The following is an 18,660-nucleotide window of genomic DNA, read 5'->3' on the forward strand; positions in this document are numbered from 1 at the left end:
ACTAATGGGGCGTGGGGTCTGTGACCCCACTACTTCGGCTGCAGGCGCACAATTCGGCCATCACCGCTGTCGTAGGCGACATAGATCAAACCATCCGGCCCCTGAACCACGTCACGGATGCGTTCAGCTTCGTCTTCCAGCAGTTTGGTTTCCGACACGACCTTTGTGCCGTCGAGCTTGATATGGTTCAGATACTGGAACTTGAGGGAGCCGATAAACAGGTCGCCCTTCCAGGTCGGGAAGGCATCGCCGGTGTAGAACAACATGCCGGACGGCGCGATCGACGGGTTCCAGTAATGAACCGGCTGTTCCATGCCGGACTTGGTGGTGCCTTCGCCGATCCTGGCGCCGCTATAGTCCACGCCCCAAGTGATGACCGGCCAGCCATAGTTTTTACCGGCTTCCGGCGCGTTGATCTCATCGCCGCCCTGCGCGCCGTGCTCATTGGTCCACAGCTTGCCGGTCGCCGGATTGATCGCCGCCCCCTGCATATTGCGGTGACCGTATGACCAGATTTCCGGCTTGGCATCGCTGCGACCGACAAACGGGTTGTCCTGCGGGATGGTGCCGTCACTGTTGATGCGGATGACCTTGCCGAAGGTATAGGTCAGGTCTTGCGCCTTTTCACGAAAGGACGCCCGGTCGCCGGTGGTGATAAACAGCTTGCCATCAGGCGCGAAGACGATGCGCGACCCCCAGTGGTTGTTGCTTTTGACCTTCGGGCTCTGCTGCCAGATGACCTTGAGGTCGGTCAGGACTTGCCCGGAAAGCTTGGCGCGCGCCACGGACGTGCCCGCCACACCGCCTTCACCGGGTTCCGAAAACGACAGGTAGATATACTGGTTCTGGGCAAAGTCCGGATCGACCGCCACGCCCAACAGCCCGCCCTGCCCGTCATTGGCCACCGCCGGTGTACCGCTGACCAGTTTAGGCTTGCCGTCCTTGGAGATGACCTGCAAGCGTCCGGCTTTTTCGGTGACCAGCAGACGCCCGTCCGGCAGGAAGGCCATGCCCCACGGCTGCTCCAGCCCTTCGGCATAGGTCACAACCTCAAAGGATTCGGTGGCCTCTGCGGCAGGCGCTGCGTTCTGGGAGGTTGCGGGCTTATTGCACGCCGCCGTCACCGCCATCACACTGAGGGCAATCCCCATCATCCAGTTTGAGCGCTTCATTTTACCACCTGTGAAATGTTTATAGCGGTCAGTTTAGATCATAAAAAACCCCTCTGTGAAGTCACAAAGGGGTTTAATTATACATTACTTGCCATGGTGATCGAGTAAACTAGCTTGGGATTTTGAATCATATAGATGTTGGGGGTGCTTGAAATGACTGGTAATTTGGAAACTGATGAGCTGGAAGCCCTGTTCGTCAATAATGCCGGTATGGATCAATTAGGTGCTTATCTCAACCGCTTCAATCCGATCCGGATCATGAAGATGGAAGGCATGGAGATCCGTCATTCGTCGATTTTAAGCTGGCTGATGAGCCCGCTCGAAACCCACGGTTTAGGTGACCGGTTTCTGAAAGCATTCCTGAGCGAGGTGCTGCGGGGAAAGAGGTGGCAGGACAAACCCACCGCGCTCGATATTGTTCAGGCTGATTTGCGCGATGTCGAAGTTCGGCGCGAATGGCAAAACATCGATATTTTCGTCTTTTCGCCCAAGTACAAATGGGCCTTTGTTATCGAGAACAAATATTATAACCGCCAGCACGAAGGGCAGTTGGTTAAATATGCTGAAAAGGTCAGATCGATTTATCCTGATATGACCGTGCGCGGCATATTCCTGACCCTGCTGGAGGAGGAGCCACACGATCCAGCCTATGTGCCGATAAGTTATGAAACCGTAGCTGAAATTCTATCGCCGATGGTTGCACAGGCGGGACAGGCTTTAGGCGCGGAAGTGACTACCTTTTTGCGACACTATATAGAAATTATTGAGGAAGAAACCGGCATGAGCCAAGATCAAAACGATATGGAACAGCTTGCTCGTGATCTTTATCGCACACATAAAAAGGTGCTGGATTTTATTATGGAGCATGGAGCAGCCACAGATTTTATAATAGCTGCAGAAGCATTATTCGGTGAAAATCTTGAAAGCGGTGGGATTACAGAAACAGGGCATGGCCGGTTTATGTATGACTGGCATAACCATTGGAAGTACAGTTTTCTACCGGAAAGCTGGTTTACGAATTTGGGTAGCGGCCTTTGTAGCTGGGCTGGTTGTGAAAAATGGTGGGCAGGCTATCCGATGATCTGCTGGTTTCGACTGGAGACTGGCGAAGACGGTACAAAGGGCAAGTTGCGTCTGATCGCCGAAGTCGGCCCAATTGCCGACTCCAAATTTCGAGCAGACATCATCGAGCGCATTAAATCATTGGCTGAAGCCCAAGACCTTAAAGATATCCGCTTCCAGTCCGGCGCAGCGGAGGCTGGTAAAAAGTACTCCAAATTCCTGAAAAATAACGCCGTCGATATAGATAACATTCAGGACGCCAAGGAAATCTCAGACGCGATGATCAAACTGCTGGCAAGGTTTGCGCCTTACTTCGAGGCGATTGCGGAGATTTTGCCTGAGTTCAGACCATACGGACAATCTGTTGCATCTTGAGGTAAGGCTTCCGCATGACCGAACAATAAAAAACCCACCTGCGAAAATCGCAAGTGGGTTTTTTATTTAATCTAACATAAAGGCGTTTAACCTTCGGAAGCTTCGCTCTTGCTGGCCATCTGGGCGCGCAGTTCAGCGCCCTTGGAGCCGCGGGTCGAGTTTTGCGAACGCTCAACGATACGGGCCGACTTACCACGACGGTCGCGCAGATAGTACAGCTTGGCGCGACGCACGACACCGCGACGCTTGACTTCGATACCGTCGATCATTGGCGACAGCAGCGGGAATACGCGCTCTACGCCTTCGCCGAAGCTGATCTTACGGACGGTGAAATTTTCATTGATGCCGGAACCAGCGCGCGCGATGCAAACGCCTTCGTAGGCCTGGACGCGCTCACGGTCGCCTTCTTTGATCTTGACGCTGACGCGGACGGTGTCGCCCGGCTGGAATTCAGGAAAGGATTTGCCGGCGCGCAGCTTAGCGCATTCTTCGGCTTCGAGCTTTTGAAGCAGGTTCATTATGGTCTCCAATATTGTAGGTGCCGGTTGGCACACTGTTGAGGCTTAATCGCCTTTTGCCTGTGATTTGGAAAGATGCGCCGCCCATAGATCGGGACGTCGTTCTTTCGTGGTTGCCTCTCGCATCTGTTGCCGCCAGAGCGCCGCCTTTTTGTGGTCGCCGCTTAACAGCACTTCGGGGATGTCGAGGCCCTCAAACGTCCGCGGTCTTGTATACTGCGGGTGTTCAAGGAGACCATCCTCAAAGCTTTCATTATCAAGGCTGGCCGATGCGCCGAGAACCCCCGGAATAAGCCGCAACGTCGCCTCAATCGTCACCATTGCCGCCGATTCACCGCCCGCAAGGACGGCATCGCCAACGCTGATTTCTTCGAACCCGCGGGCATCGAGCACCCGCTGATCCACCCCTTCGAACCGCCCGCACAGGACAATAAGGCCTTGGGCCTTAGACCATTCGCGAACCCGACCTTGCGTCAATGGTTTGCCACGGGCACTCATGTAAATGAGCGGTCGATTGGAAACATCAATCGAATCAAGCGCTTTGGCGATAACATCCGCTTTGAGCACCTGTCCGGGGCCGCCACCCGCAGGGGTGTCGTCTAGGAAGCCGCGCTTATCGCTCGAAAAGGCGCGAATGTCCACCGTTTCCAGCGTCCAAAGCCCAGATTCTTTTCTAGCATTGCCGATGACCGATACATCCAACGGCCCCGGAAAAGCTTCCGGGAACATGGTCAGCACCGACACGGCGTAGGGAGCAGATGCGCTTTCTTGCAAGGCTATACTCGTTATCTATCTCCGCCCCCGTTTACGGGGGAGGGGGACCGCGAAGGCTTGCCTTCGGGGTGGAGGGGGGAGTTGGTGGCATTGCCCCCTCCGGCTTCGGGCCTGACGGCCCTATGCCACCTCCCCCGTAGACAGGGGAGGAGGAAGAGGCGTCAGGCCTTTAACATGGTTATGTCGAAGGACGCAAACTAGCGCTTGAGGCGCACCGTCAACCCGATCGTCCTCGGCTGAGACAAAAACGCGTTAAACGTCCCTGACTGGAACGGGGCACCAAACACGACCTGATAATAGGTCTCATCAGTCAGGTTCTGGCCCCACAGTTCAACCGCTACACTATCATCCGGTCTCAAAAGGGACAGACGACCGTTAAGGAGCGTAAACGCGTCCTGTATCTTAATCGCCGCCAGATCTGAGCCGGTATTATAGGCCGAATTATAACGCGCCGTCAGATTGGCCCGCAGCGTCCAGTTCGCGACCTCACGCTGATAATCCACACCGGACGTCACCGACCATTTCGGTGCAAATGCCGCCCGCCGATCAGTCAGTGCGGGAAGGCCCACAACCACCTGCGGCCCGAATTGAGCCTCGGCAAAGGTCGCCCCGCCCCACAGTTTCAGACCGAGTGATGGAATGCTGTAGCGCGTTTCAAGCTCCACACCGCGCGATTTCAGCTCCGGGATCGACTTCACAAGGAAGCTGGTGCCCAGAAAGGTATTGAGCTGAAAATCCTCAAACGCCTGATCAAAGACGGCGGCATCCAGCGCCAACCGCCCCCGCCACCACCGGCCCTTAAGGCCAATCTCATAGGATTCCGAGGTCTCCGCCGCAAAGGCTGTGTCGGTATCCGCCGCAAAGGCCGCCGTCTGTTCGCGGTCGAGATTATAGCCCGCCCCTTTCCAGCCGCGCGCATAGGACGCATAGGTCATCAGCGACGGCAGGGTCTGCCATTTCACACGGAACGACCCGGTCGTGGCCTCTTCCTCATGGCTTTGGCCATAGGACAGGGCATTAAAGGCCGGATTGGCAAAAGACTGACAGATCGTGCCAACCCCACCGATATTTAAGGTTTGAGCCGCCGCACAGGCCACACCGCTGTCCGAATTTGTATGGCGGCTGATCAGGGTCTGATCCTGTTTATTGACGCGCAGACTCAAGGTTGCCGTCACGGCTTGGGTGACATGCCAGCTATTGTCCGTGAACAGAGCAATATTGCGCTCTTTCTGGTTATAGACGTCGTTCATGCCTTCACCGGCCACAAACGATTGCCCCACGGGACGCCCGGTAAGCTGCGAGACGCGGTTGATATTGGCACCCCCGGACAGCAACAGCCCCAGATAGGGCTCAAACGCCGAGCCGTAAATATACTGATCGTGGCGTTCCAAATCCTCGGACGACAGATAAAGACCCACCATCCAGTCAAACACTGTCGTGCGGCCCGCCACGCGCAGTTCCTGGCTTAAGGTATCAAAGCGGTTGCCGAACGCGCCGTCGGGTTCGCGGTAATAGATATCGGCTGATGAGAAATCCGCATCATAGCCATTGGTGTGATCCCAATGACGCGCCGCCGTGATCGAGGTCAGGTCGATCGTGTCGGACAGCCGCACCACGGTTTCAACCGACAGGCCGGTATCAGTCAGACTTTGGGCGGTCGAGCGGTTGGACCAGACTTCGCGGCCCTCGATATTGATCATTTGCGCCACACCGCTATCGGGCGCCAGCAGGTCGATATAGGCGGATGTTGCGCCCTTCGCCACCGCCACACCGGCGCAGCAGTTTTCATCGCGCTTGGTATAGTCACCGATCACGCGCACGGTCACGGTGTCATTGGGCGTAAACAACAACTGTCCGCGCACTGAGTAATAGTTCTGATCATTGTCGCGGGCGTCGCTACGCGGGCCATTGCCGGTATGGACTTTGTACTGACCCTCACGGCTGCGGTAGGTCAGGTTCAGCGACCCGGCCACGGTGTCACTAAGCGGCCCGGCGGCATAGCCAGAAACCCCCAGCGTGCCGTGCTCACCGGCGGTCAGCTCCAGGGTCTGACGCGGGGCCATTTCCGGCGCTTTGGTGACGACCTGAATAAGGCCAGCCGACGCGCCCTTTCCGAACAGGCCCGACTGCGGGCCTTTGAGGATCTCAACACGATCAACCTCGCCCAGATCGCTCATGGCCGTGGCGGTACGCGCCCGCACCACGCCGTCGATCACCACACCGACCGAGGATTCCAGACCCGGATTATCACCGACCGTGCCGATGCCGCGCAGGCGGGCCGTGGTCTGGGCTTCGTTGGCGGTGGAGGTGATGATCAGCGACGGCGTCAGGCTTTGCAGGTCTTTGAGGTCATGGGCCCCGGCTTGCCTGAGTTGGTCGCCCGTGACGACCGCGACCGACAATGGCGTTGTCGCCAAAGGTTCCGCCCGTTTCTGGGCCGTGACCACAACTTCAGTCACGTCTTCGGTGTCCGCATACGCCGGTACGGCATATGCGCCCGCCATCGCCACGACGCTTGTTATGGCGGTAGCAGTTAAGGCCCTAGCGCTCCCCAGCGAGGCCTTAAAGGTTTTTGAGTGCATTAAATTTTCCAGTTATAACGATGTCACTCGAAAGCAACGGCCGTTGCGTAGCCGGTTTTCAAACGGGTCACAAGCTATTTGCGGTTGATGATAACGCTTACCTTACGCTACGGAAACCTGAGCCGGTTTATGGATACCGGCCTATGGCTTATAGCACTTTAAGGCCCAGTTCGGACAGAAGTTCTGCGGCCTGAGCGCGCGAAATGGTCGCCCCTTTGAAGCGGCGGGCATCCTCTAGGCGCACCCCGCCAATGTCCGTACCGCGCAGGTCAGCGCCTTCAAACCGGGCATTATCCAGGATCGCATCGCGCAAAGAGCAGTCCTCAAACACCGCTTTTCTGAAATCACAGCGTTGCAGATCGGCATTGTGCATATCCAGCGATTTCAGCGTCTGCTTGCTGAATGAAAACCCGCGCAAATGCGTGTCGTTCAGGCGACACTCTTCAAAGGTCACGTCGATATTGCGGCTGTCGCTGAAATTGGCACCGGTCAGCTTACAGCGCTTGAAGGCCGCCTGCGGCAGGACGGTGCCTTTGAATAAAGTGTTGTTGAAATCGCAGGCGGTGAACTGCGCTTCGGTCAGATCAGCGGAGGTAAAATCGGCCTGCCCGCCCTTGCAGCCGATGAACTGAGCATGTTCCAGTTTTGTCGATTTGAATTTGGTTTTGCGCAGGATACAGTCCTCAAACACCCAGGCGTTCAGGATAAAATCAGACAGGTCGATCTCTTCCAGCTCGCAGCCCGCAAGCTTTACCGGCTCGCCCTTATTGGCCAGCAAGAGGATGGCTGCACGGTCGAGAATTTGGTCGGTGAGAATTAACTGTTCAATAAAATTATTCATTTCCGTAAGCAACTGAATGAGGTAACAAAACTTTTGGAACCGGAAATTTAGTCAATAAAGCTGTATTTCCTTTTCCCATCTGTATTAAAGATAGCTCTAGCAGATTTTTGCTTAGTGCGCCGCAGGCATTTAAATTTTCAACGATATCATCAAGGTCTGCATAAACATATACATGGCTAGACTTAGGGTTGTTTGAACTGCGTATCCATCTAGGTTTTTCTTCATTTATATCACGTGCGATACTATGAGAATGAGCTAAAGAGTTTCTATTAGACTTTAACTTTCCAAAAACTGAAACGGAAAATTCAGTAAAATCTAGAATTAAAGGATTTTTTTCTTTGGCTTTTGACAATACCAATAAAGTATCGGCTCTAGATTGGTTTCCCAAACCCGCTGTATACATTGCACCTACTTGTATATCGCCCGCATAGTGCCATAAGACCACATTAAAATAATGCTCTACCCAATTCCAATTAATGATAAAATGACTTAGCGCCAACATAGCCGGCCCAAAGTCATTGTGTTCGTGATAGTCTGGATAGTATTCTTGTTCTACCATTTTCTCGCCTTGCTTCATTAGCATAACACCGTGCGATTATGGGGTCGAGGGGTTCGTGACCCCTCGCCTTGAGAAGTAAAAAGAGAGGCGATCCCTTAGCGGGATCGCCTCTCTTTTTATCTATTAAAGAAGAAGGGGCCACAGGCCCCTTCACCCCATTAATCCCGGCGCGGACGGCGCGGCGGGCGGCGGTCGCCGCGATCACCACGGTCGGAGCGCTCAGCACGTTCTTCCGACGGCACTTCCTCACCGGCCTCGATGCGGGCCGCGCGTTCAGCCGCCAGCTTTTCAGACAGGTCTTCGCCGGTTTCCTGATCAACGACCTTCATCGACAGCTTGGTCTTGCCACGATCGTCAAAGCCCATGAACTTGACCTTGACTTCGTCGCCTTCTTTCAGAACGTCGGCAACGGTTGCGACCTTTTCGTTCTTGATCTGGGAGACGTGGACCAGGCCGTCCTTGGCACCAAAGAAGTTCACGAACGCGCCGAAATCGACGACCTTCACGACCTTACCATTATAGATGGCGCCGACTTCGGGCTCAGAGGCAATCGACTTAACCCACTCGCGGGCGGCATCGATCTTGGACTGCTCAGAGGCCGAGATCTTGATGGTGCCGTCGTCAGCAATATCGATCTTAGCACCCGTCTTTTCGACGATTTCGCGAATGACCTTACCGCCGGTGCCGATCACTTCACGGATCTTGTCGGTGGCGATCTTGATGGTTTCGATCTTAGGCGCAAACTCACCCAGCTCTTCACGGGCACCGGAAATGGCCTTGTTCATCTCTTCCAGGATATGCAGACGGCCTTCGTTAGCCTGACGCAGCGCCTTGGTCATGATTTCCTCGGTGATGCCGGGAACCTTGATGTCCATTTGCAGCGATGTGATGCCGTTGACGGTACCGGCGACCTTAAAGTCCATGTCGCCCAGATGATCTTCGTCACCCAGAATGTCCGACAGAACCGCAAAGCCGTCTTTTTCCAGAATCAGGCCCATAGCGATACCCGATACCGGCGACTTCAGCGGCACACCCGCATCCATCAGTGCCAGCGACGTACCGCAGACGGTGGCCATCGACGACGAGCCATTGGATTCGGTGATCTCAGAGACCACGCGCACGGTGTACGGGAATTCTTCCGCCGACGGCAGCATCGGACGGATCGCACGCCAGGCCAGCTTACCGTGGCCGATTTCGCGACGACCGGGCGAGCCCATACGGCCAGTTTCACCCACCGAGTATGGAGGGAAGTTATAGTGCAGAAGGAACTTTTCTTTGTAGGTGCCTTCCAGGCTGTCGATGAACTGCTCATCATCGCCGGTGCCCAGCGTCGCCACCACAAGTGCCTGAGTTTCACCGCGGGTAAACAGGGCCGAACCGTGGGTGCGCGGCAAGATGCCGACTTCCGACACGATCTGACGGACCTTATCGACCGGACGGCCATCAACGCGGCGGCCATGATCGATGATGTCGCGGCGCAGAACGTCGGCTTCACATTCCTTAAAAGCCGAACCGAAGATGGCGGCATCGACGCCGTCCGGGTTTTCATCGGACTTCACAAGGGCAGCGGCGGCCTTTTTCTTGGCGTCGCCGACGGCGTTGCGGCGTTGCTCTTTACCCTGATGGGTATAGGCTTCGCGGATAACGTTGCCGACCAGACCCTTGATGTTGGTGACGACTTCTGAGAAGTCTTCGGCTTCGAACTCGAACGGCTCCTTGGCGGCATGTTCGGCCATTTCGATGATCGCTTCGATGACCGGCTGCATACCGGCATGGGCGAACATCAAAGCACCCAGCATCTTGTCTTCGCCCAGTTCCTGGGCTTCGGATTCGACCATCATCAGGGCGTCCTGAGTACCGGCAACGACCAGATCAAGCGAGGATTCCTTGGTTTGATCAACGGTCGGGTTCAGAACATATTCGTCATTGATCAGGGCAACGCGGGCACCACCGATGGGGCCCATGAACGGCACGCCCGACAGGGTCAGCGCTGCCGAAGTGGCGACCATAGCCAGAATGTCCGGATCATTTTCCATGTCGTGCGACAGGACGGTCACGACGACCTGAACTTCGTTCTTAAAGCCCTTAACGAACAGCGGGCGGATCGGACGGTCGATCAGACGCGACACCAGGGTTTCTTTTTCAGACGGGCGGCCTTCGCGCTTGAAATAACCACCGGGGATCTTGCCGGCGGCGAAGGTCTTTTCCTGATAGTTGACGGTCAGCGGGAAGAAATCCTGACCCGGCTTTGGCGAGCGTGCGTACACGACGGTGGCCAGAACCGTGGTTTCCCCGTAGGTTGCCAGAACCGCAGCATCTGCCTGACGCGCGATACGGCCGGTCTCCAGGGTCAGCTTACGGCCAGCCCAGTCAATTGTTTTTCTTTTGATATCAAACATATGTTTTTCTTTCAGTTCCCATCAGGCCCATTCCCAATGGTGCGAAGCGCTTTCCGAACAGTGCCCGTGTGTTGTTTTGGGGGTTTTCGGAATCGAAGCGCGACATTTTAGAGTGCATCGATATTTTAACTATGCCCGCGCCCAATATCGCATTTTACGCGAAAGTTCCATTGAACTTTTTGTTGAGGGGCGGATAGCGTCACTTAGCCGTGACTTCGCGGTGATGCGCCGCGAATAAGCAAAAAGGGCTTGAGGTTTGGCCCCAAGCCCTTTTTGTGATGTGTCCGCAAGGATTAGCGGCGGATACCCAGAGTCTCGATGATCGCCTTATAGCGGTCGGTGTCACGAGAAATGAGGTAGTCCAGAAGACGACGACGCTGCGAAACCATCTTCAGAAGGCCACGGCGGCTATGGTTGTCTTTTTTGTGCGTCTTGAAGTGCTCGGTCAGATTGGTGATGCGCTCGGTGAGGATTGCAATCTGGACTTCAGCGCCACCCGTATCGGCTTCGCCGCGGGCGTGGGTATGGATCAGTTCGGCCTTACGGTCGGGAGTGATCGACATCGGGTTTCTCCTTATTGAGAAATTAAGGGTTTAAAATCCGGGTGGGCCATAACTGGCCTGCCCGCAATTCGCACAGGGCCTGCACCTCACCTTCGTGACGCGCCTGAACCGTTCTGAGGTGCTCTTTTCGGCCCGCATTGTGGCGGATTTCAAAGGCACTTTTGAGCAGCTCAACCTGACGCGGCAGAAGGGTCAAAGCCTGACCCCGCTTGAGCTTAAAAGCCTCATCTTCGGTCACAGGCAACGCCGGGATGTCGTCCAGCGCCGTCTCAACCGGAAGCAAAGCCTCCAAGGAGGCGGCTCTATGCACCATTTCCGTCAGATTATCCAGTGTTTTTGTGTTGGTCAGGTCAAAGGCCCCGACGCGCTCCCGGCGCAGGTACGAAACATGGCCGCACGCCCCCAGATCAAGACAGATATCGCGGGCCAGTGAGCGCACGTAGGTGCCTTTGCCGCAGTGGAGCACAAACTCGGCCTCATCGGGGCTGATGATGGCCTCTAAGCGCAGATCGAAAACCCGCACCGTGCGGGCCTCCAACTCAACCTCAATACCGTCACGGGCCAGATCATAAGCACGCTTGCCATCGACCTTAATGGCCGAAAAGGCGGGCGGCACCTGCTCGATGTCGCCAATATAGGCAGGCAGAACGTCGCGGATAGCGGCCTCATCCGGACGCAAATCGGACGCGGCCGTAACCGCACCCTCAGCGTCATAGGTGTTGGTGGTCTGACCCCATTTGATGCGAAAGCGATAAACCTTATCGGCTTCCATCAGATAGGGCACGGTCTTGGTCGCTTCACCGAGGGCTATCGGCAATATGCCTGACGCCAGTGGATCGAGCGTACCGGCATGACCGGCCTTCTGGGCATTGAACAACCGGCGGATTTTCGAGACCGCATCGGTCGATCCCATATCATAGGGCTTATCGAGACAGACCCAGCCGCTGACCGGATCGCCTTTTTTAGTGCGTGCCAAGTTCTTTCCTAATCTTGTTCGGGATCACTTATGCATCTGCCATCCCATTGTTCAGGATAGAGTTTGTATTGGTACGGCCAAACACCTTTTCGGCTACGTCCGCACTGGGGGCAATAAGGGCGCACACCTTTACTGGGGGTGTAATAACCGCGTGTGTCATCGACCAACCCAAACCGACAACGAGGGCATTTAAGCCCGCCGATCAAAACAAAAAACTGACTAAGCCCCGCCGCAAAAATCAGCCAATACCAAGGAGTCTCCACTGACATGTAAGCTGAGACAATAAAAGAAAGTCCGCAAATCACGCCAGAAAACACGAACCAAGGCATCAGTCTTCGTCGTCTTGGTCTAGCGCCAAATCCTGCGCCACTTCCGGACGGGAGAACAGCGCATTGAGGCGCGAGGCTTCGTTGAAGCTTTCGTCGTGCAGGAATTTCAGCGCGGGCGTGAATTTCATGTCGATCATGCGCCCCAGAACGCCGCGCATAAACTTGGCGTGGCGGTTGAGCGCATCAATGGCAGGCTTGACCTTCTCAGGTGCCACCCCGGTCAGCAAGCCCGCCCCCAACGGCTCGACAAAAATGGTCGCGTGACGCAGATCAGGCGAACAGCGCACTTCGGTAACGGTGATCGACACCCCGTGCAGGGCTTCGTCATGGATTTCTTCTTCGCGCAGGATTTCAACCAGCGCATGGCGGACCAGTTCCCCGGCGCGTAATTGTCGCTGTGTAGGGCCTATAGCTTCGGCCTTTTGGCCTTTGCCGGGTGTATAAGATGCTCGTTTCATCCGCGCCTTATAAATCATTTTAATTAAAGCGCATCCAAAAAGTGTGACGCGGCTTTTGGCGCGCTATTCGCGCCAATGTTGCGCCGCCGAAATATTTCTGCTTTTTAAGATGTGTAGGGTAGTGACTACCGTATAAAGCTTAGCCACCGACAAAACTTCTGAAAGTCCCGATATTTAACAAGACCCTTGGTATGGGATTTGCAGTAACCACGCTCCAACCTGCCCGACACCGGATTATCGCATGGCCACCGCCTCGTTTTTCAGTTTGACACACCCTTCGCGTTCGATCGCCCTGATCGAGGGTGATGTCAAAACCAGCTATGGCGACCTGTCAACGCGTTGCCACCAACTGGCCCGGCACCTGAAGACGTGCCTGCCCGATCAGCGGGCGCTGGTGTTTTTAAGTGTGCACAATGATGCCCAGTCAGTCGTGCGCTATCTGGCCTGTCTGCGGGCAGGCTATGCCGTCCATCTGTTTTCGGACTATGAGCCGGCGCGTCTGGATGACCTGATCGCGCTCTATAATCCGCATTTTGTGATCCGGCCCGAAGCGGCTGACGGTGACATCATGGCCCGCCACGCTCAGGATCTGGGCCTGCATCCGGACGTCAGTGTTTTATTGTCCACTTCGGGCTCAACCGGCACGGCCAAGCTGGTCAAGCTGTCGGTCAAGAACCTGCAAGCCAATGCCCGCTCGATTGCACAATATCTTGAACTGACGGCCAAGGACCGGGGGCTGCTCAATCTCAAATTCAGCTACTCCTTCGGTCTTTCCATCCTGCACAGCCATCTGTTGTGCGGCGGATCGGTCGTCTTAAGCGAAGCCTCGGTCACCGACGCTGACCTGTGGCAGGCCGTCAAGACCCACAAGGTTACCGGCCTGTCCGGCGTGCCCTATAGTTTTGAAGTGCTGGAGCGCAGCCGTTATCTGGGTAATCTGAAAACCCTGCGCTATGTCACTCAGGCGGGCGGCAAACTATCGCCAAAGCTTGTCACCCGCTATGCCGAACTCAGCCAGCAACAGGGCTGGAAGTTCTATGTGATGTACGGCCAGACCGAGGCCGCCCCGCGCATGGCCTATCTGCCGCCTGATATGGCGACCCGCCACCCTGACTGTATCGGTCGCGCCGTCCCCGGTGGCCGCCTGTGGCTTAAGGGCGAGGACGGTACGGAAATCACCACCCCTGATACGCCCGGTGAACTGGTCTATGAAGGCGACAACGTCATGATGGGCTATGCTGAGGCCCTGCCCGATCTTGGCCGTGACGACCAGCTTGACCACCTGCTGACCGGCGACATCGCCTGCCGCAACGCGGACGGCCTGTTCTATATTATTGGCCGTGCTAAGCGCTTTATCAAACCCTTCGGTGTGCGGCTCAATCTTGATGATGTCGAACACAGGCTGCGGGAACGGCTAGGCGAGGTTGCCTGTACCGGCACTGACGATAAGATCGTCATCGCCACCACCGCCGATACCGACATAGACGCTTTGAGCGCATGGGTCTGTGAAACCTATAAACTGCCAGCCTTTATGGTGTCAGTGCTTAAGGTTGAGGCTATTCCGCGCCTGTCCAATGGCAAGACCGACTATCAGGCTTTGTTGCGCCAGGCCGAACAGCCAAAGACCGTAGCCAATGGCCATTCGGCGCCCAAATCACGCTGGGCCAGCATTGAAGCCATATATACGGCCCTGTCCGGTGCCAAAGCGCTGGATGGCAGTTCCACGTTTGCGTCGCTATCCGGGGATTCCCTGTCCTATGTGCAGATATCCCTGGCGATCGAGGACTATCTCGGCTTCCTGCCCGAAGACTGGGAAGTGCAGACCATAGATGCCCTCGAAGCCATGCGGGGTCAGGTGGTGCCTGAGACCGCAGGCAACCGGCTGCATTATCTCAATACCTGCCGCGTGCTGATGCTGCTGATGGGGATTCCCTACCACGCCGCTATGGTGTTCAGCGAACATAAGGACTGGCTGATCACCTCAGCCCACACCTCACATTTTGCGACCATTTTTGCCGCCACCACCCACAGCTTTCGGATGTTCGCCTTCTTTTTCATCAGTGGCTGTTTCTCGCTGCTGATCCTGAAGCGCACCGAGGTCAGAAAATGGTTCGACCGTCAGTTCGTGCGTCTGGGCGTACCCGTCATTCTGGGCAGCCTGCTGCTGGCGCCGCTTGAAATGGCCGCCATGTCAGTCACGCCCGGTCGGGAAGGCCCGCCCGCCTTTGAATATTGGCTAAGCATGGTCACCACCTTGTCGCCGCAATGGATCACCCACCGCTGGTTCCTGATTACGCTTTTGGCTCTGATTGGCATTTTGGCACTGGTCTGGGGACTGCATAAGCGCGGTCTGACCGGCCATTTGCCGCAGCGCTTGCTCGATAAGGTCAGCGCCAGACCCAATCTGGTCTGGTGTCTGATGCTGGTCTTTCTGTCCGGTTGGGGGCTTGGGCTGGCGGCTTTGGGCCGGATTTTGAGCGCGGAACATGACCTGCTGTTCGGTGTGTATGAATATCGCTCGATACTGGCGTTCGGACCGGCCTTCTTTCTGGGGGCCATACTGGCGGGGCAACCTAAGCTGTTTAACTGGTTCCTCAAGCCGTCAGCCTTTGCCTATATCTTAGGGGCCGCGCTGATCTGTGTCTTTGTATATTTCGATCACTCCCATACGTTCATTGGTAAGATTGCCCAAAACATCAACTGGTTGCCGTGCGGCCTTTTGGGGACGCAGATCTTCCTCAGCCTGATGCACAAATGGGCCAATAAACCCCACCCGATGGTGGCACGCCTGCTGGATGCCTCCTTCGTCATCTACCTGTGGCACATGGTGTTTGTGCTGGTGTTTAGCGGCATATGTATTGAGCTTGATATTGACCCGCTGCTGTCGATTGCCCTGACCACCACAGGCACCCTGATCTGTTCCTGGGGCGTCTATCTGGGCATTGCCCGTTCAAAGATTTTAAGCTTCATCTTCAACGGCGGGCCATTGCGGGCGGTTTGACCCGCGCTGGCCGGACGCTCCAAATCCTGTTATACGGCTAAAAAAACCGCCTGAATAAATGGGCGGAATAACAGATATGGGGAAATACCGTGGCGGCTACCAAACCTGAATTCACCCCGCGTATGGAGGGTCTCGACGCCCTGCGCGGCTTTGCCCTGTTTGGGCTGTTCATCGTCCATATGCCGGAACTGTTCGAGCTTTACTGGGCTCATCCGGTCACCGATCCGGCTCAGCTTATCTGGCACGATGTCATCTTCACGGTATTTGCCGGTAAGGCGTTCGCGCTGCTGGCCCTGTGCTTTGGGGTATCGTTCTTTATTATTATGGATCGTGCCGCCCAAAAAGGCGTCGATTTCACCGGCCGGTTTATCTGGCGGTTGACGGTTCTGTTGCTCATCGGCTGTGCGCACGCTGTGTGGTATCGCGGCGATGTGCTGGAAGTTCTGGCGGTTATGGGCCTGTGCCTGCTGCCGTTTTACCGCGTGAAATCCAATGTCGTGATCGCCGTCATCGGCGTGTTTTTCCTATTGCAGCCCTTGATGTGGATGCAGATCATTAGCGGCCTGAACGGTGCCGACTGGGCCAATCAGTCGTTAAAATTCTGGAGCGCAAAGATCCCCGAAGCTTACCTAAGCGGCGGGTTTGCTGAGACCATCGCCATGAACATCAGCGATGGCCACGCCTTTAAATGGCTATTTATGTACGAATCCGGTCGCCTGAGCCAGATTCTGGGTCTGTCCCTGATCGGCATGGTGTTGGGCCGGATCGGCTTTTTCCGCGAGCCTGCCCGCTTTTCCGGCGTGCGTCTGACGGGGCTGATCATCGCGCTGATCGCCGCCATCGGGCTTTATTTTAGTCGCGAATCCATCACCGACCTCATGCCCGCGACCGAGGCCATGTTCATGCCCCGTAACCTGTTTGGGTCGGTCGTCTCCAGCCTGTTTGACCTAAGCGTCATGGCGGCACTTATGCTGGGGTTCATGAGCCTTTATTACAGCTTTGCCCACAAAGCGCTGAATGTGCTGGCCCCTGCCGGTCGGATGACTCTGACGCTCTATGTGACGCAATCGCTGATTTTCGTGCCGGTATTTTATGGTTATGGGTTGGGAATGCACGCCACCATGACCCAGTCTGAGGCCGTACTGATCGGCCTTGCCGCCTTCGCCGCCCAGGTCGCCTTTGCCCACCTGTGGTTCAAGGCGTTTTGGTATGGCCCGCTGGAATGGCTATGGCGGGCGGCGACCTATCTGACACTAAAAGTGCCGTTCATGAGGTCAAAAACGCCCTGAGCGGCACATATAGCCCCAGCCGGTTATTCCACGCCGCCCGCTGCATCAAGGTACTCAGCCACGCCACATAGGCCTGCGCCATCATGAATGACAGGTCGTAATAGGCACGGATCATGTCGCTTAAGGCATCCGCCTGTGGCACCGGTATCTCAGGCTCGTCGGCAATGGGCTGAAAGCGGATGGGTTGTGCCAGCGAACCTTCCGCGGGCGTGAGCCCCATCGACAAACCATGCCGGACATAGGCCTCCAGTCCCGCGCCGTCATAGGTCCGCAGATGCGCTTCTGCCTCCGGCTGAGTTTGCCGGCCGGCATCAAAGGCGTAATAACCAAGGATGGCCCGACACATCGCCATATCGTAGGTATGCTGGATGCGGCCCTTATGGCTCATGACGCGGTGAGGACTTGGGCGGTTTTCATTCACCGTCTCAAGCCGCGCCTTAATCGCCCGGATGCGCGGCTTATCTGTGTGCCAGTCGGTGCTGATCGTGCCGATATGGGCGTTTTGCACCCCGCATAACCGCGCCAGCCCCCGCTGAGTCAGATAGAGGCTGTCATCACTGAGACAGCCCATGCCGACGCCATCATATTCGCCGTAAAGCGTTATATAAAGATTTGAAATCTGGGGTTGTTTTCGCTTACGCCCTTTTTTTACAACCGTTTTGACGGCATCGGACATGACTTTAGCCCCCTCTGTAGGGGGCCGATACTGCAACGCCAAATTGCGCCTGACAAGGGCAATTAACCGCCTGTTAAGGGAATCTTTTGCGCGCGCTCACACGGCTCAGGAGAAGACAACCGTTTTGCTGCCATTGATAATCACCCGGCGCTCAGAGTGCCAGGTTACGGCCCGCGCCAGAACCCGCGCCTCGATATCCTGACCAATGGCGACCAGTTGTTCCGGGGTATGGCCGTGGTGAACGCGCTGCACATCCTGTTCGATGATCGGGCCTTCATCAAGGTCTGAGGTCACATAATGCGCCGTCGCGCCGATGATCTTCACGCCGCGCTGATGGGCCTGATGGTATGGCTTGGCGCCCTTGAATGACGGCAGGAACGAGTGGTGGATATTGATGCAGCGGCCATCCAGTTTGCGGCTCATCTCATCGGACAATATCTGCATGTAGCGCGCCAGCACCACCAGATCGACATTGTGGTCATCGATCAGTTTCAGGAACTGCGCTTCTTGCTCGGCCTTGGTGTCCTTAGTGATCGGCAGATGGACATAGGCCAAACCGTTCCACTCGACAAAAGAACGCATGTCTTCGTGGTTTGAGACCACCGCCGCGATATCAACTGGCAGCAAACCCGCCCGCCAGCGGTGCAGCAACTCATAAAGGCAGTGGCCGAATTTCGACACGGCAATCAGCACCTTGGGCTTGACGCTTAAGTTATGGATTTTCCATTCCATCGCAAAACGGTGCGCGATGGGCTTAAACCCTTCTTCGAGGATCTGCATCGGCGGCATCCGCCCGCCCGCCTGTCGGAACACGACGCGCACATAGAATGTATCACCTTGCGCATCATTGAACTGGTTCGATTCCACGATCGAAATATCGTTGTCGTTCAGATAGCCAGACACCGCCGCGACGATACCGCGCGTATCCGGGCATTTGATGATCAGGACATAATGGGACGGATCGAAAAAGGTCGTATCAGGCAAAGGCGCATTCCAAAGGTTTGTACCGCTATAGCAGGCAAATCTTGCGAAAAGTCAAAGGTTTCAATTGAAAGAAAAAAGGCGTGGGGTCATAGACCCCACACC

At 55.8% G+C, this 18,660-nt stretch carries 15 protein-coding genes; 3 read left to right on the plus strand and 12 right to left on the minus strand.

The window, feature by feature from the left end; genetic code table 11:
* Positions 1-29: 29 nt before the first annotated feature.
* Complete coding sequence (locus IE102_RS02670; RefSeq protein ID WP_189484826.1) at positions 30-1,172, minus strand: PQQ-dependent sugar dehydrogenase; 1,143 nt, start codon at positions 1,170-1,172, stop codon at positions 30-32.
* A 153-nt stretch (positions 1,173-1,325) separates the two neighbouring features.
* Here IE102_RS02670 and IE102_RS02675 point away from each other — a divergent pair, with 153 nt between their 5' ends.
* Positions 1,326-2,609: a PDDEXK-like family protein gene (locus tag IE102_RS02675; RefSeq protein ID WP_189484827.1), complete on the plus strand. Its 1,284-nt coding sequence runs from the start codon at positions 1,326-1,328 to the stop codon at positions 2,607-2,609.
* 86 nt (positions 2,610-2,695) lie between these two features.
* Here IE102_RS02675 and rplS read toward each other — a convergent pair whose 3' ends face one another.
* From rplS to rbfA, 9 genes are all read right to left on the minus strand, one after another.
* Positions 2,696-3,127, minus strand: coding sequence for a 50S ribosomal protein L19 (gene rplS, locus IE102_RS02680; protein WP_189484828.1), 432 nt, complete (start codon positions 3,125-3,127; stop codon positions 2,696-2,698).
* Between the two features lie 45 nt (positions 3,128-3,172).
* Positions 3,173-3,901, minus strand: coding sequence for a tRNA (guanosine(37)-N1)-methyltransferase TrmD (trmD, locus tag IE102_RS02685; protein WP_268247444.1), 729 nt, complete (start codon positions 3,899-3,901; stop codon positions 3,173-3,175).
* Positions 3,902-4,098: 197 nt separating this feature from the next.
* Positions 4,099-6,483, minus strand: coding sequence for a TonB-dependent receptor (locus IE102_RS02690; RefSeq protein ID WP_189484830.1), 2,385 nt, complete (start codon positions 6,481-6,483; stop codon positions 4,099-4,101).
* A gap of 148 nt (positions 6,484-6,631) precedes the next feature.
* The gene (locus IE102_RS02695; RefSeq protein ID WP_189484831.1) at positions 6,632-7,324 is read right to left on the minus strand and encodes a pentapeptide repeat-containing protein; all 693 of its coding nucleotides are present in this window, start codon (positions 7,322-7,324) and stop codon (positions 6,632-6,634) included.
* Positions 7,317-7,901, minus strand: a complete 585-nt coding sequence (locus IE102_RS02700) for a hypothetical protein (RefSeq protein ID WP_189484832.1) — start codon at positions 7,899-7,901, stop codon at positions 7,317-7,319. Before IE102_RS02700 ends, IE102_RS02695 begins: the two co-directional genes overlap by 8 nt.
* Positions 7,902-8,041: 140 nt before the next feature.
* Positions 8,042-10,282 (minus strand): polyribonucleotide nucleotidyltransferase, encoded by a 2,241-nt coding sequence (pnp, locus tag IE102_RS02705; protein WP_189484833.1) that lies wholly within the window; start codon positions 10,280-10,282, stop codon positions 8,042-8,044.
* Between the two features lie 293 nt (positions 10,283-10,575).
* Positions 10,576-10,845 (minus strand): 30S ribosomal protein S15, encoded by a 270-nt coding sequence (rpsO, locus tag IE102_RS02710; protein WP_189484834.1) that lies wholly within the window; start codon positions 10,843-10,845, stop codon positions 10,576-10,578.
* Positions 10,846-10,867: 22 nt separating this feature from the next.
* Complete coding sequence (truB, locus tag IE102_RS02715; protein ID WP_189484835.1) at positions 10,868-11,821, minus strand: tRNA pseudouridine(55) synthase TruB; 954 nt, start codon at positions 11,819-11,821, stop codon at positions 10,868-10,870.
* A gap of 328 nt (positions 11,822-12,149) precedes the next feature.
* On the minus strand, positions 12,150-12,608 hold the full coding sequence (gene rbfA / locus IE102_RS02720; RefSeq protein WP_189484836.1) for a 30S ribosome-binding factor RbfA: 459 nt from the start codon (positions 12,606-12,608) through the stop codon (positions 12,150-12,152).
* 241 nt (positions 12,609-12,849) lie between these two features.
* On the opposite strand from rbfA, the gene IE102_RS02725 reads away from it, so the two are divergent.
* Positions 12,850-15,609, plus strand: coding sequence for an AMP-binding protein (locus IE102_RS02725; RefSeq protein WP_189484837.1), 2,760 nt, complete (start codon positions 12,850-12,852; stop codon positions 15,607-15,609).
* Between the two features lie 89 nt (positions 15,610-15,698).
* Positions 15,699-16,898 carry a DUF418 domain-containing protein gene (locus tag IE102_RS02730; RefSeq protein WP_229807531.1) on the plus strand — a complete coding sequence of 400 codons (1,200 nt, stop codon included), beginning with the start codon at positions 15,699-15,701 and terminating at the stop codon, positions 16,896-16,898.
* Here IE102_RS02730 and IE102_RS02735 read toward each other — a convergent pair.
* Positions 16,876-17,574 (minus strand): hypothetical protein, encoded by a 699-nt coding sequence (locus IE102_RS02735; protein WP_189484838.1) that lies wholly within the window; start codon positions 17,572-17,574, stop codon positions 16,876-16,878. The two genes, IE102_RS02730 and IE102_RS02735, sit on opposite strands and share 23 nt — an antisense overlap.
* Before the next feature lie 105 nt (positions 17,575-17,679).
* Positions 17,680-18,558, minus strand: a complete 879-nt coding sequence (gene purU / locus IE102_RS02740) for a formyltetrahydrofolate deformylase (RefSeq protein ID WP_189484839.1) — start codon at positions 18,556-18,558, stop codon at positions 17,680-17,682.
* Positions 18,559-18,660: the final 102 nt, after the last annotated feature.

This window comes from Asticcacaulis endophyticus, from assembly GCF_014652575.1.
GTDB classification, from domain to species: domain Bacteria; phylum Pseudomonadota; class Alphaproteobacteria; order Caulobacterales; family Caulobacteraceae; genus Asticcacaulis; species Asticcacaulis endophyticus.